Consider the following 14,358-nt stretch of genomic DNA (forward strand, 5'->3'; position numbering starts at 1 on the left):
TCAAGCATCTAAAGAAAGACATTAGAAATCATATTCCAATAGCTTTCTTTGTTATCTGCCCCATCTGAACTTAAAAGCTGAATGATTGCGCCTTCAATCATATATAAAAATAGTTTGGCGTCCTGAAAAGTCGTATCGGTTTTTAGTTTTATAAGCTGGCTATAGATTTCATTCAGCAACCATGTGCGATATCTCACCGCGGTGATATAGGCTTTTGGATAGCTCAGTTTCGTTTCAAACATGGCTTTAAATAAGAGGTAATACATCCCCTCTACATCGGTATGTAAGAAATAAAGCTTTTTGAGTTTATCGGTCGCACTTGTGCCTTGGGCATACTCTACAATTGAGACCACTTTTTCTTTTAATCGCTCTTTTTGTACGATTAGACAGATTTCAATAAACCGCTCTTTTGAATGGAAAAAGTTATAAAAAGTCGCTTTGGTAATTTCACATTCTTTAACGATTCGATCTATCCCAACCGTATGAAAGCCACGATGGTGAAATAAATCAATCGACTTGTTGATGACTTGTATGGCACGGGAAGAAAGCACTAACTTTGGCATAGTTTTACCGTTATAAATTCTTGTTGTTTGTAAATGAGATAAAAAAAGCCTGTGCCCTTTTTGGGAGAAAAAAAGACACAGCAAAGCCGTAAAGACTGTGCTTGGCACATCTCAAATTTGTTGTTGCTAAGTTTTAAATAAAAATGACTTTAAGCCTGAAAACTTTAGGGCGTTCAAGCTGCTTTAATTTTTAAGCTGTGTCGTTATAGCTTTTGGCATTGAGAGCCAAGAAATAATGGATGTGCAAAGCCAACTCCTTTTTTATTGGGAGTTCTGCCAGACATTAAAATTATGGTGGCAGAACGAGAAAGGGTTCGCGGACTGGGAAAGATAACCAGCACACCCGAAGGTGTCCCTCTCCCGTCCTACCGCTACGGGAGGAGACGAGGAGTTCACGCATAAGACTATCCCTCAGAAGGAATAACTCTGATGCGATCTTTCATCACGGTCCGCGACGACCGTCTGGCAATGTGGCCAGCAGGCAAAGAATAGTGCCCAACCTTTTTGCAGTCAAGCACGCAAAATGCCATTTGTTTTAAATTAAATCATTAGAAAAGTAAGGCTAAATAATGGGTGGGTTATTGTTAAGTGGGGATTGTAAGGGGAAATGAAAAAACAGCTTAGTGATAGAGTGTTTTTGGGTAGGTAATAAATATTTGGTATAAACTATAGTAGGTTAATTTTAATAATCTTTTAAAATGGTACTAGAACATCAAATGGAAATGACACCGAAACAATTAGAACCACAAAGAGAAAATCACTATGTATGGGCTAATTACTTAAAAAATTGGTCCTTAAATAACTTAGAAGTATGGTATACAACAAAGAAACTTAAAATAGCTCATGACAGTGTTAAAGCAATTCTTAAGGAGAAAGACTTCTATAGATATCAGTTCATTACAGAGCAGCATTTAAAGCTAATCTTATTAATATCAAAACAATCACCAGAGGAACTACAAAAATTACATAAACTTTATTTAGATTCATTCTTACAATTTCAAGCACTAGAATCTCTATATATAAAATCAGAGAAAAAAGATGAGAAAGTCCAAGCTTATATCGAAGTATTTAAAAGTAATGCACTAGAAAAGCTGCATACAGGACATGAAAATGGTGTTAGTTCTATCCTAAAAAGCTTAAAAAACCACGATTTATCAGTTTTGGATGACATTCAAAATATGATTAATTTTATGAGCTATTTGGGACACCAAATTGCCAGAACTAAACCATTCAGAGATAAAGTCTTAGCTACTCAGACAAACCAAGAATTACAGAAAATTTATAAAGAATCTTGGTGGTTTATTAGTTATATGTTTGGTATGAATATAGGGAAAAGTTTTTTTGAAACACGAAAAATTGATATACATTGCTTATTAATTAATGAAACAAATGAAGATTTCATAACCTCAGATCACCCAATTATTAATATACATAAAGCAATGAATGAGAATGATATAGCTGTTCCCTCTGAGGATGAGGCAGACTTTTTTTATGCAATTTCTCCTAAAGTGGGTTATATGATTAATAAATCTGATCGCTTTAAAAAAGGTATAAATTACGTGTCAATAGATTTTGTCAAGGAAGTTAATAAAAAATTAGCTTTTTATGCCGATCAATACATTATTGGCACTACTGAAGATCAATTGAAAATTTACAAAAAATTGGTTGGGAAAAGATTAAAAATTATAAAAGAAATAAAAAAATAGCTAACTTAAATAGTACGCTTTTAATTTTAAATATATTAAAAGGTTCAGTTAATTAATCAAAATTACTTAAGGAAGCCCACACTATGCAAACAGAAATTAATAATTGGATTTCCGCCGAGTTTGGCTATTATCCCCAAATGTTTAATGTAACTGCTGAACGTTTTTCTATCCAAACATTAGCTAACTTTGAAGAAGATGTAGATTTAATTAAAAATGATCCTAATATTCAAAAAGATTGGATATATCCTGGCCCTGCTTTAAAACATGATGTTATAAATGGGAAAACTTTAAAAAGCTATACCTTAACTTTTTACAATGAAAGTCAGGAATTAGTTTTGGCAAAATAATAAAAATATTAGATCACAAAAAGCTTCATTAGAATTTCATCAATATATTCATCATTATCTTTTAGAGCTTTTTCTTCAATTCCATAGATTTGAAAACCAAGTTTTTTATAAAGGTGAATTGCTGCTTTATTGTCTTCTGCAACAGTAAGTAAAATTTGTTCAACGTGCTTTTTACTATATTCAATGACTGCATTAAGTAGACGACTTGCAATGCCTTTTTGTTGAAATTCAGGTTCAATAAACACACTTGATAAATATGCTTTATGAGAAAGCTTTACTCCAATCTCTTGTGTTAATGTGGCTAAGCCTATTATTTCATTTTTATAGTAGGCACCAAATACCATTGAATTTGATAGGCACGCTTCAAAAAACATTGAAGGTCTCTCTACCTCTGCATCATAGGTAGATCCAAACATTTTTGGTGATTTTTTTAAAGCGGAAAGTCTGATAGTTCTGAAATCTTTAAGCTCGTTGATACTTAAAATTTTAATCTCAATATTTGACATCTTTTTATAATTAAAAAATTTAATACGGAATAAGTTAGCATAATCTATTAATTAGAATTATAAAAAACTGTAATTTACCTATTACTCATAAAATATGATGATAAAGAAATAACACATACTTAGGTGTGTAAAAGGATTTACCCTACTCTCAATTTATAAAATTAACAATCTCTAAGTGAGAAACATCGACCTAAAGAGTCTAATGGAATCAAAATGAGTATTTTTCTGATCCGACATGCTGAAAGTGAAGCGAATATTAATGGAAAAACCCTTTCACATGCTTCAATTACTTTAAGTGAAGATGGGCATAAACAAGCTCAAGCACTCTGTTTAAAGCTCCCCAGGATTGATCATGTGATTGTGTCTCAATATCTACGTACACATCAAACCGCTGCCCCACTACTAGAAAAATATAATCTCACTTTTGAAGTAGATAAGCATTTGCATGAATTTAGCTATTTGTCTGAGCGTAAATGTGCCAATACCAATATGGATGACCGTAAAGCTTGGGTAAAAGCATATTGGGAGAAAATGGATTATCAGCATAAAGATGCAGATGACGCGGAGTCTTTTGAAGATCTATATATGCGGGTTCAAGCTTTTTATGAAAAGTTAAAGGCATTGAGTGATAATTATGTCCAAAAGAATTTGGCTGTGTTTAGTCATGGACAGTTTTTACAGCTTTTGATGATGCAAATACAACAACCTCAACCACTTTCAAAAGATTTAATGCAGCAATTTAGATACAATCTGGTTTATCAGCCAATTAGAAACACTCAGGTTTTTACTTATTGAACTGATAAATTATATAATTTTAGAAACTCTTTAAAATAATGAATAGAGAACTTATGACTCAATTTCCCGATTTACTTAAGAAGTTACACCAACTAGATTTTGATTATGCTGATGGAGATGGCATTGATTTTGAGCCATACCAAGATTTCTTATCACCTGAAGAAACAGCTGGATTTTTAACAGCTTGGACTGGAAATCCTCAAGCTGATGCTAGTACATTATTATTTTTTGGCCAAGATGGTACAGGTGGGTGTGCTGCTTTTTGGATAGTAAATAAAGACAAAAATATATTAGATCAACCAATTGTATTCTTAGGATCAGAAGGAGAAATGGGAGTTGTAGCGAAAGATTTTAATGATTATCTTTGGTTGTTGTCACAGAATCATGGTCCATTTGAATCTATCGAATATCCTGAAGCTAACACTCAAATTAATAATGATTTTCTGACTTTTGCAAAACAGAATTCTAAATCTAATTCTAGAACAGTTACTGAAATTATAAATGATGCTCAAAGTTCTTATCCTAATTTTAAAACTTGGATAGAAGACATGATTCGGTAATGAATATACCTAATAATATAATTAGGCATTAGAAAAAATAAAAGCAGTCTACTAATGATAGGCCGTTTAGATACGGAGCATAAATTTTAATGAATCAACTAGAATTAATTCTAAAAACCTTTCATGAGTATGAGTTTAAGGAAGGTTTAGATGATTTATTCTATTTATCGGGTAACTTTCTCAAAGAAATTTACCCAACGATTATGCTCGAATATGACCAAGATACAGCATTCTTCATGGCTTTAAAAAGTTTGTTAGACACTGGTGATATTTCTCTATTTTATAACTTGAACTTTGAAGACCCATCTAGAGATGGAGAAGTGCTAACTGGATCAGCAGAAGAACAAATTAAGCAGTTAAAGCAAGTCTGGATCGGCAGTGATGCGATCAATAAGATGGATGAGGAAAATAATTACATAGGATGGTACTTCTTAATAGAGTGCCCTTATGCATTAGCTCACAAAATTTATGATAAAGAAGGAAAATTCGAGCGTTGGTTTTGTACTGGGTAGTGATCTTTTAATCTCTAACCATCAAACAACCACCTATCACGGCGCAAGCCTGTAACACGTAGAGGTAAATAAAGCGACTTTATTATTCAAACCGTCTGTTATTACAACTTCATAATGCGCGAATTTTTTACTACTGCCGACCTTGGTTGCTGTTGCAAATAACACCCTATCTTTCGCACTGCTCATATAGCGAATGTCAGCCTGTAGGCCTGTATATGGCGCATCCCCTGCATTACAAGCCATCGCAAAAGCAATATCGGCTAAAGAAAATATGACACCACCATGTACGCCACCCAAGGCATTCATGTGTTCGTCTTTTACATTAAGCTGACAACGCGCTTCATCAAAACTGCGATGCAGCACTTGAACACCCAATAGCTCTGCGAATTGATCAACCGCAGTATTTTCCATTTTTTGCACAAACGTCTCCCTACTCGTGCGAGTATTCCTTAAGTGTTATAAATCTATCTATATTGAAATCGACTGATTAAAAGCCGTTAAACGCTATCTTGTTTAATCTGATAGTTTGAAGAATTAAAGTCCTTATAGGTCAAGCGGTCATCCAACTCTGAGCTTAAAGGCTGAACTTCTTGCATTGAGTTTAAGCAGCGCTGTGCAAGCTCAATGTACTCTTGCGTGCCTCTGGTTTTCCATTTTTTTTCTTGTTCTGATAAATCACGTGCAACTTTTGCAGGACTACCCATTGCCAGTACATTTGCCGGAATAATATCTTTGGTTTTAACTAAACTATTTGCGCCAATAATGGTGTTTTCACCAATTTCGGCATAGTCCAAAATTACGCTGTTCATGCCGACCAAAACATTTTTACCAATGCGGCAGCCATGCAAAATTGCCCCATGCCCAATGTGCCCCATTTCCTCAACTAAAGTCACGCTTTGCGGAAAGCCATGTACGGTGCAGCTATCTTGTATATTGGCATTTTGCTTAATATGGATTCGACCAAAATCGGCACGCAATGAGGCAAATGGCCCTACATATACGCCCGCTTCAATAATCACATCACCAATTAAAACAGCGGTTGGATGTACAAAAGCGTCTGGGCTAACGACGGGAATAACACCGTCAATACTATAACAAGGCATGATTTAACCTCTCATTTGTTGCCACCAAACCTCCGAAACGGCGCCAATAATGTGCTGTGGCATTTGGCATTGGTCCTTCTGCTGTTGCGGCAACAGACAAGAAGTATTCATCGGCAGGTTCAAATACTTTTTTATAAATATTCATTGATAAAGTTCGTGCACTAATCGCAGGCCAGTCAGTTGGCAACAACTCAAGCGGTAATGCAGGGTCTTTCAACAAAATTCTTCGATAATAGTGAATCAGCAAAGTTCGAATTTGAAAGGCCTGAACTGGTTCGAGTTGTTCGTTTTCCTGCATCAGCAACACGCCAATTTCTCTAAAAATATCGAGAAACTGTAGATATCTTTGGCGTAATTCATCGATTGGCCAGTTGGTTCTGAGCATACGGCCAATGGTATCGACCGAATTATTAAAGAGCTGCAATGTTTCGGCTTTAAACACCACCACTTGCTCACTCATATTTAAGTCAACCAACAAGCGTTGCAGTTCAATACGGTTACAACCCGGATAAGCCATTAAGTTTGTAGAAATATTGGCAAACCCTAACCATTCGAGTTCTTTCTTTAGCAACGCTTTATTTTCAGTATCGAGGCTAGACATCAGAATAAGATCCCAATAATGGTCCCACTCTTTCATCTGGTCGTTATAAATACGTTGCTCGGCTTGCAAATAGGTCGAACGGCTTGAATCGGTAATTCGATAAAAACTGGTTCTGCCAATTTTGTCTGAACATAACCAATCATTTTTAACTAAACGAAAAACAGAGGTTCTTACAGCGCGGTCATTAAAACCAAATAGCTCTAATAACTGAATCAAGCTTGCAAGACTAATGTTTCCACCCCGATGAAGTACTGAATCTCCAAAAATTGTCGAAATAAGCGAAGTTCCACTTAAGGTTTCATTCTTTACAACAGAATCAATTATTTGCTGTATTTTTGCACTCATACTCATGTCTTGGCGTTTAGTTTCAGGGTATAGATTCTATACCCTGAATGATCTTGATGTTAAGCAATCTGACGCATATCGATTACCCGCTTTGCCTTACCTTCCGAACGAGGTAAGGTCGCTTCTGTCACAACTTCTACAGTAACGCTAATCCCAATCATGGTTTTAATGCGTTTCATTAACTCCTGAGCAAGTTGATTGGCCTGTATAGTACAGTTATGACACATCTCTGTACGAATATGCAAAGTATCCATATGGCCTTTTTTAGTCACCAAAATTTCATAATTTGGAACTAAATGCGGAACTTGCAAAATTTGCTCTTCAATTTGGGTCGGGAAAACGTTCACGCCGCGAATAATCAGCATGTCGTCGCTACGACCCACAATTTTATCCATTTTGCGCATTGCCAGATTTTCACCCGGTAATAAACGGGTCAAATCACGAGTACGGTAACGAATAATCGGTAAGCCTTCTTTGGTAATGGTGGTAAAGACTAACTCGCCAAGTTCACCATCTTTACAGACTTCACCTGTTTCAGGGTTAATAATTTCCGGATAGAAATGATCTTCCCAAATGGTTAATCCTTCGCCCTCACCTAGACATTGCATGGCAACGCCCGGCCCCATGACCTCAGACAAGCCATAAATATCGAGCGCTTTAATATTAAGGCGTTCTTCAATTTCACGGCGCAGTTCGTTGGTCCACGGCTCGGCACCAAAAATACCGACTTTTAAAGACGTATTACGTGCAGTACCAAATTGTTGTTCAAGCTTTTCAATAATGCTCACGCAATATGATGGCGTAACCATGATTGCAGTCGGTTTAAAGTCTTGAATAAGCTGAACTTGCTTTTCAGTTTGCCCACCAGACATTGGAATAACTGTTGCACCTAAGCGCTCGGCACCATAATGTGCACCTAGTCCACCTGTAAATAGTCCATAGCCATAAGCCACCTGAACCATATCTTTCGCGGTTAAACCTGCCATGCGTAAGCAACGCGCAACAATGTCCGACCAAGTGTTAATATCTTTTTGGGTATAACCCACCACGGTCGGTTTACCCGTTGTGCCTGATGATGCATGTAAACGCACAATCTGTTCTTGCGGCACGGCAAACATTCCAAACGGATAGTTGTCTCTTAAATCCTGTTTGGTGGTAAATGGAAACTTCGCCAGATCGTCTAAAGTCACGAAGTCATCAGGATGTACACCCGCTTCATCGAACTTTTTCTTATAGACCGGACTATTTTCATATACAAAAGTCAGGGTTTGTTTTAACCGTTTAGTTTGCAGCTCTCTAAGCTCTGCAAGTGTTAATTGCTCAACATTATCCGTTGTAAGGCTGTCCATCGCCTCTCTCCTCATTATGTAATTTTAAAAACCGTCTAAATTAATTTAAGTTTTCCAAAATCAGTGCGACGCCTTGTCCAACACCTACACACATCGTGCAAAGTGCATAGCGCCCACCTCGTTTTTTTAGCTCACGTGTTGCCGTAATCACTAAACGTGTACCACTCATGCCGAGCGGATGTCCGAGTGCAATCGCACCGCCATTTGGGTTCACGCGTTCATCGTCATCTTTTAGACCGAGTTCACGCATACATGCTAAAGATTGGGCTGCGAATGCTTCATTCAGCTCAATCACATCCATCTGATCTAGCGTTAAACCTGTTTGCTTTAAAATTTTCTGCACAGCCGGAACAGGACCTATACCCATATATTTGGGTTCAACCCCTGCACTTGCAATGCCAATTACACGTGCTAAAGGTTTTAAACCATGTGTATCTGCAAATTCACGGTTGGTAATTAACACACACGCAGCGCCGTCATTTATACCAGAGGCATTTCCGGCAGTCACCGAACCGCCTTCTTTTTTAAATGGCGCTTTTAGCTTAGCGAGTGCTTCAAGTGTCGTTTCACGCGGATGTTCATCGCGGTTCACCACAACTACGTTTTTCTTACGGTCTACAATCTCGACAGGCAAAATCTCATCGTTAAAGAAACCGTTTTGTTGTGCCGCAGCCGTTTTTTGTTGACTACGCAATGCAAACGCATCTTGGTCTTCACGGCTAATTTGATATTTTTCAGCTACATTTTCGGCAGTTTCCGGCATGCTGTCGGTGCCGTATTGCGCTTTAAGTTGCTTATTTACAAAGCGCCAGCCAATAGTGGTGTCATAAATTTCAGGTGTACGGCTAAATGCTTCAGTTGGTTTAGCTTGTACAAATGGTGCACGGCTCATTGACTCAACACCACCAGCTAAAACGAACTGCGCTTCACCAGCTTTAATTGAGCGTGCCGCAAGGCCTACCGCATCTAAACCCGAAGCACACAAACGATTGACGGTCATGGCAGGGACTGTATCAGGTAGGCCTGCTAACAGTGTTGCCATACGTGCAACGTTGCGGTTGTCTTCACCTGCTTGGTTAGCACATCCTAAAAATACTTCGTCTACCGTATTCCACGGCAAGTTCGGGTGTTTATCTTTTAAATATTTGATGGGCAATGCAGCTAAATCATCTGCACGTACAGCACTTAGGGCACCTGCATATCGTCCAATTGGGGTACGAATAAAATCGCAAATTAAAACGTCTTCCATGTTGACTCCTGATTATGCAAATTCGGTCATATCACGTGAATATTGAGTGGCAATGTTTTGAGTTTTCGCTACATATTGCTTGAGATAGATACTCGCGCGATATTTCTCCTCTCCATAGAGTGCATATAAGTTATTTAAGGTTTGGAGCACATAAGCACCGCCCATTTGTGTCAACCACTGGTAAGGACCTTTAGGATAATTCACTCCATATTTCATGGCATTATCAATATCTTCCAGACTCGCAACACCATGTAAACTTGCTTCGCAGGCTTCATTAATGAGTAAAGCGATGGTGCGCAAGGTTAACAGTGCGGGATGGTCTTTAATCCACATCACGCTGATACCAAACTGTGCAAAGTACGCTTCAACTTTAGCCAGATCATTTGTTTCACAAAGCTCGTTATGACTGAGTACTAAAGCCTCTGCGTGCTCAAAATCATGGTGCCAATCCATTAAAACCACTTTACGGCTTAGGTAATGAATATTGGCTGACTCACCTTGGCTTAAACGTAAATCGATATCATCAATTTGAAGGATATTGTCGTCACTCGCAGATCCGCTTTTTAAACCTAAACGCGTTAAAAAAGCAGGTAGCTGAGACCAAGTCCCTTTTAGCTGAATATGGGCATCAACTGGTTTGGCGACTACAGCTTGAGGCTGAAAAGTCTCGTACTGATTTTTTTCGTTATAACTATAAAAGCCTTGTTTTGACTTACGGCCCCAAGCACCTGCATCGACCAATTCTTTTTGAATGAGGCTTGGACGGTAGCGTGGTTCGTAAAAAAACTCTTGATAAACGCTTTGGGTCACTGAAAAGTTAACATCTTGCCCAATAAGGTCGGTGAGTTCACACGGCCCCATCGCAAAACCACCACACTGCTTTAAGGCATAGTCTAGCTGGTCGTAGCTGGTAACTTGTTCTTGCAGGGCTCTAAAGCCTTCTGCATAAAACGGACGAGCAATTCGGTTAACAATAAACCCGGGAGTTGACTTGGTGAGTACTGGAATTTTTTTCCAATTCAACATCAAGTTTTTTAAAGCCAAACATAAGCTGTTTGGTGTTTTTAAGCCTTGTACAATTTCAACCAGTTTCATCACTGGTGCAGGGTTAAAAAAGTGTAAACCCACTACGCGCTCAGGGTGAGCAATGCCCGCCGAAATTGCAGTCACCGAAATTGAAGATGTATTGCTTGCAAAAATGGTTTGCGCACTACAAATTTCAGCGAGTTGCTTAAATAAAGACTGTTTAACTTCTTTTTTCTCAACCACTGCTTCAATGATTAAGTCAGAATCACTTAAAGCTTCAATTTGATTCACCACAGTTAAACGTGCTAAAGCTTCATCAGCTTGCTGTTGTGTGAGCTTGCTCTTTTCAACTAGCTTTTTAAACGTCTGCCCTAAGCCGTGAGCGGCTTGTTGCGCTTTTTGAGCGTCCAGATCATACAAAATGGTTGGGTGCCCGTTTACGATGGCTAACTGGGCAATACCAATACCCATGGTGCCAGAACCAATGACGGCAATTCGGGCACGAGATAAATCTAAATCTGTCATGCTTAGCGCCCTTTAAAATTTGGTTCACGTTTATTCATAAAGGCTTGTACACCTTCACGATAATCTTCTGAACGACCCGCAATACGTTGTAAATCTCGCTCTAACAGCATTTGCTCATCAAAGGTGTTATTGCTTGATTGATGAATGGCTTTTTTAATGAGAGATAGACCAAATGTAGGCTGTTTCGCTAAACGTTCAGCAAGTTCAGTCACTTTTGTTTTAAGCTCGGCGTCTTCAACTACATCCCAAATCATGCCCCATTCTTTTGCGGTTTCTGCCGGTAGTTTGTCACCTAATAAGGTCAAACCCATCGCACGTGCATGACCTACAGTACGTGGTAAAAACCATGTACCAGCTGAGTCTGGAACCAAACCTAAACGACAAAATGCTTGTACAAAGTTTGCCGATTTAGCTGCTATCACCAAGTCACACGCCAGTGCAATATTTGCCCCTGCACCTGCTGCCACGCCATTTACCGCGCAAATGACAGGCTTTGGCATATTTACAATCGTTTTAATCAGCGGGTTATAGTAAGTTTCAATGGAATATCCTAAATCTGGAGCTTCAGCATTTGGGTCTACTACACGGTCGCCTAAGTCTTGCCCTGCACAGAAGCCGCGGCCTTCGCCACTAATCACCACACAGCGAACATCCGGATTTTTGGTCCACTGGTTTAAAACCTCAGCCACTTCGCGGTGCATATCTACGTTAAAGCTATTCAGTGCTTTTGGGCGGTTAAATGTCAGGTAGCCAACACCATTTTTTTCTTCAGCAATAATATTTTGATAGTCCATCACTCACCTCTAAACACTGGCTTTCTTTTCTCAAAGAAAGCATTAATCCCTTCGTTTCGATCTTTTGTAGCCGCCAGCCAGACAAAGTTTTGACGTTCAAACTTGAGTCCCTGACTTAAAGTCGTTTCATGAATACTTTTAATTGATTGTTTAATCACGCGAATCGCTAAAGGTGCTTGTTTGGCTATTTTGGCTGCAAGTTGAACCGCATATTCAACGGTTAATTCGGTCGGCACCACTTGACTGCAAATGCCGTGTTGCTCTGCGTGTTTTGCCGAAATCATCTCACCTGTCATAGCCCAGCGCATGGTAAGTTGTTGCCCAACCAAGCGTGCTAAACGTTGTGTTCCGCCTGCACCCGGCAACATACCAAGGCCAATTTCAGGTAAAGCAAAACGGGCATTTTCACCGCAAATCACCATATCTGAATGCAAAACCAACTCAAACCCAGCGCCTAAGGCATAGCCATTGACTGCACTAATCAGTGGCTTACTAAACGCATCAATTTTTTGCCAAAGCTTCGGGCGAATATCGAGTTGCAAAGACACGGCATCCATTGCAGCCAGCTCGCTAAGATCTGCTCCAGCCGCAAAACACTGAGCGTTACCCGTTAAAACCACTGCTTTGACTTGAGCATTATGTTCAGCTTCTTCGAGCAACTCGCACAAACACTGCAAGGTTGCATTGTTTAAAGCATTTCTTTTTTCTGGACGGTTTAGGGTTAATAACAAAACACCGTCAACAGCTGTACTGGCTTTGATCAACTCTTGCATGACAGCCTCTATTCATCAAAACTCAAGCGAACATTTGAGCCTTTTGGTAAGGTCTGACAGCTCAGCACATAGCCCTTTTCAACTTCATCTTCTTCAAGACTATAGTTAAGGAACATATCGACTTCGCCTGAAAGTACCTTACAGCGACAGGTCGCACACACCCCACCTTTACATGCATACGGTAAATCAGCCCCCGCACGTAAAGCCGCATCAAGAATACTTTCATCATCTTGAGCCACGGAAACAATCAGCTCACGACCATCTAAAATGATGTTTACTTTTTCTTCTTTACGGTTTGCATCTGCTTCAACACTACGTTTACGCGCTTGGCCTGTATGGAAGCGCTCAGTGTGAATTCGCTCTTTGGCAATACCAAAGTTCGGCAAGGTGCTTTCTACAGCATTCATCATTTCGTCTGGACCACAAGCAAATACATGGTCAAAACTCGTTTCAAGCACTTCAAAATCAAAAAGCTGTTTTAACTTTTCTGCATCAATACGACCGTTCATTAGCTCGCTATCGTTGAACTCACGAGAAAAAATATTGATAAGTTGAAAGCGCTCTTTAAACTGATCTTTCAAATCCATAATTTGCTCGGCAAACATGGTTTGTTTCCATGAACGATTGCCATAGAGCAACGTAAATTTTGCTTCAGGTTGCTCAAACAAAACTTGCTTAACAATCGATAAAATTGGGGTAATACCACTGCCCGCAGCAACACCTAAATAGTTTTGTCCGCCCATCTTGGCTGCTTTTTGAAAAAACACCCCTTGTGGTGGCATCACTTCAAGCACATCGCCCACTTTCAAATGGTCATTTGCCCAGTTTGAAAATTGACCCTGATCAATTTTTTTAACCGCAATGCTGATGTCTTCTTTACCCGCATAGCTACAAATTGAATAACAACGGCGGATTTCACCCGCTTCGGTTAAATGGCGAATGGTTAAATGTTGACCTGGTTGAAATTGAAATTGTTCTTGTTGTTCAGGTACAACGTCAAATGCAATACAAATTGCCTGATCGGTTTGAGGCGTAATACTTTTTACTTTTAATGGTACAAATTGGCTCATGGCTGATTTCCTTATCTAAAGACTTAAATACATTTGAAGTAATCAAAAGGCTCAAGACAGTCCTGACATTTATAAAGTGCTTTACAGGCGGTAGAACTAAACTCTGTTAACAGTCGGGTATGTCGGCTTTTACAACGTGGGCACTCGACACCATCATTTAAATGAACGTGAGTTCCACACTGATGCGCCAATCCTTCAGGTGGTGCAATGCCATAAACTTGCAGTTTCTTTTTACCCGCTTCAGACATCCAGTCCGTGGTCCATGCTTCTGATAAATCGACCATGACTTTGACTGGTGTCAAAGCTTCTGCGGTAAATGCCTCAACAATTTGTGCTTTCAACATATCTGTTGCTGGGCAACCGCTATATGTCGGAGTTAGACGAACAATAATTTCTTGTTGATCGTTAATCTCTACACCGCGAATCATGCCTAAATCGACAACCGATAAAACCGGAATTTCAGGATCACTGACCGTTTGTAGAACATCCCAACATTGGTCGATGCAATGACGAATCATTTGCATGGCTCACCTC

Annotated in this window: 17 protein-coding genes; 5 read left to right on the forward strand and 12 right to left on the reverse strand. The window is 39.2% G+C overall.

Annotation, left to right across the window (positions count from 1 at the left end):
* Positions 1-8 precede the first annotated feature (8 nt).
* Positions 9-563, reverse strand: a complete 555-nt coding sequence (locus SOI76_RS11285) for a TetR/AcrR family transcriptional regulator (RefSeq protein ID WP_104080302.1) — start codon at positions 561-563, stop codon at positions 9-11.
* A gap of 716 nt (positions 564-1,279) precedes the next feature.
* Here SOI76_RS11285 and SOI76_RS11290 point away from each other — a divergent pair.
* Both SOI76_RS11290 and SOI76_RS11295 read left to right on the forward strand, forming a co-directional pair.
* Positions 1,280-2,269: a DUF4238 domain-containing protein gene (locus SOI76_RS11290; RefSeq protein ID WP_250621813.1), complete on the forward strand. Its 990-nt coding sequence runs from the start codon at positions 1,280-1,282 to the stop codon at positions 2,267-2,269.
* A gap of 83 nt (positions 2,270-2,352) precedes the next feature.
* Positions 2,353-2,616, forward strand: coding sequence for a hypothetical protein (locus tag SOI76_RS11295; RefSeq protein ID WP_104080300.1), 264 nt, complete (start codon positions 2,353-2,355; stop codon positions 2,614-2,616).
* A gap of 8 nt (positions 2,617-2,624) precedes the next feature.
* Here SOI76_RS11295 and SOI76_RS11300 read toward each other — a convergent pair whose 3' ends face one another.
* Positions 2,625-3,122 (reverse strand): GNAT family N-acetyltransferase, encoded by a 498-nt coding sequence (locus tag SOI76_RS11300; RefSeq protein WP_104080299.1) that lies wholly within the window; start codon positions 3,120-3,122, stop codon positions 2,625-2,627.
* A 213-nt stretch (positions 3,123-3,335) separates the two neighbouring features.
* On the opposite strand from SOI76_RS11300, the gene SOI76_RS11305 reads away from it, so the two are divergent.
* From SOI76_RS11305 to SOI76_RS11315, 3 genes are all read left to right on the forward strand, one after another.
* Positions 3,336-3,917 (forward strand): histidine phosphatase family protein, encoded by a 582-nt coding sequence (locus SOI76_RS11305; protein WP_104080298.1) that lies wholly within the window; start codon positions 3,336-3,338, stop codon positions 3,915-3,917.
* Positions 3,918-3,970: 53 nt separating this feature from the next.
* Entirely contained in the window at positions 3,971-4,477 is a 507-nt protein-coding gene (locus tag SOI76_RS11310) for an SMI1/KNR4 family protein (protein ID WP_104080297.1), read from the forward strand.
* Positions 4,478-4,566: 89 nt separating this feature from the next.
* On the forward strand, positions 4,567-4,989 hold the full coding sequence (locus SOI76_RS11315) for a hypothetical protein (protein WP_104080296.1): 423 nt from the start codon (positions 4,567-4,569) through the stop codon (positions 4,987-4,989).
* A 36-nt stretch (positions 4,990-5,025) separates the two neighbouring features.
* Here SOI76_RS11315 and paaI read toward each other — a convergent pair whose 3' ends face one another.
* The 10 genes from paaI to paaD all read right to left on the reverse strand — a co-directional run bounded on the left by paaI (position 5,026) and on the right by paaD (position 14,348).
* Positions 5,026-5,409 carry a PaaI family thioesterase gene (paaI, locus tag SOI76_RS11320; RefSeq protein ID WP_104080295.1) on the reverse strand — a complete coding sequence of 128 codons (384 nt, stop codon included), beginning with the start codon at positions 5,407-5,409 and terminating at the stop codon, positions 5,026-5,028.
* A gap of 77 nt (positions 5,410-5,486) precedes the next feature.
* Entirely contained in the window at positions 5,487-6,092 is a 606-nt protein-coding gene (gene paaY, locus SOI76_RS11325; RefSeq protein WP_104080294.1) for a DapH/DapD/GlmU-related protein, read from the reverse strand.
* On the reverse strand, positions 6,079-7,044 hold the full coding sequence (gene paaX, locus SOI76_RS11330) for a phenylacetic acid degradation operon negative regulatory protein PaaX (RefSeq protein ID WP_000062822.1): 966 nt from the start codon (positions 7,042-7,044) through the stop codon (positions 6,079-6,081). Before paaX ends, paaY begins: the two co-directional genes overlap by 14 nt.
* A 53-nt stretch (positions 7,045-7,097) precedes the next feature.
* Positions 7,098-8,387: a phenylacetate--CoA ligase PaaK gene (gene paaK, locus SOI76_RS11335; protein WP_000377865.1), complete on the reverse strand. Its 1,290-nt coding sequence runs from the start codon at positions 8,385-8,387 to the stop codon at positions 7,098-7,100.
* Between the two features lie 40 nt (positions 8,388-8,427).
* Positions 8,428-9,636, reverse strand: coding sequence for a 3-oxoadipyl-CoA thiolase (pcaF, locus tag SOI76_RS11340; protein WP_104080293.1), 1,209 nt, complete (start codon positions 9,634-9,636; stop codon positions 8,428-8,430).
* 12 nt (positions 9,637-9,648) lie between these two features.
* Positions 9,649-11,187 (reverse strand): 3-hydroxyacyl-CoA dehydrogenase, encoded by a 1,539-nt coding sequence (gene paaH, locus SOI76_RS11345; protein ID WP_104080292.1) that lies wholly within the window; start codon positions 11,185-11,187, stop codon positions 9,649-9,651.
* Positions 11,188-11,189: 2 nt separating this feature from the next.
* Positions 11,190-11,981 (reverse strand): 2-(1,2-epoxy-1,2-dihydrophenyl)acetyl-CoA isomerase PaaG, encoded by a 792-nt coding sequence (gene paaG / locus SOI76_RS11350; protein ID WP_104080291.1) that lies wholly within the window; start codon positions 11,979-11,981, stop codon positions 11,190-11,192.
* A complete protein-coding gene (paaF, locus tag SOI76_RS11355; RefSeq protein ID WP_104080290.1) occupies positions 11,981-12,754 on the reverse strand; it encodes an enoyl-CoA hydratase-related protein in 774 nt (257 codons plus the stop codon). The genes paaG and paaF overlap by 1 nt, the downstream gene beginning before the upstream one ends.
* Before the next feature lie 8 nt (positions 12,755-12,762).
* The gene (paaE, locus tag SOI76_RS11360; protein ID WP_104080289.1) at positions 12,763-13,824 is read right to left on the reverse strand and encodes a 1,2-phenylacetyl-CoA epoxidase subunit PaaE; all 1,062 of its coding nucleotides are present in this window, start codon (positions 13,822-13,824) and stop codon (positions 12,763-12,765) included.
* Positions 13,825-13,847: 23 nt separating this feature from the next.
* On the reverse strand, positions 13,848-14,348 hold the full coding sequence (gene paaD, locus SOI76_RS11365) for a 1,2-phenylacetyl-CoA epoxidase subunit PaaD (RefSeq protein ID WP_001177938.1): 501 nt from the start codon (positions 14,346-14,348) through the stop codon (positions 13,848-13,850).
* Positions 14,349-14,358: the final 10 nt, after the last annotated feature.

The sequence above is a fragment of the Acinetobacter pittii genome, from assembly GCF_034064985.1.
Taxonomy (GTDB): Bacteria; Pseudomonadota; Gammaproteobacteria; order Pseudomonadales; family Moraxellaceae; genus Acinetobacter; species Acinetobacter pittii_H.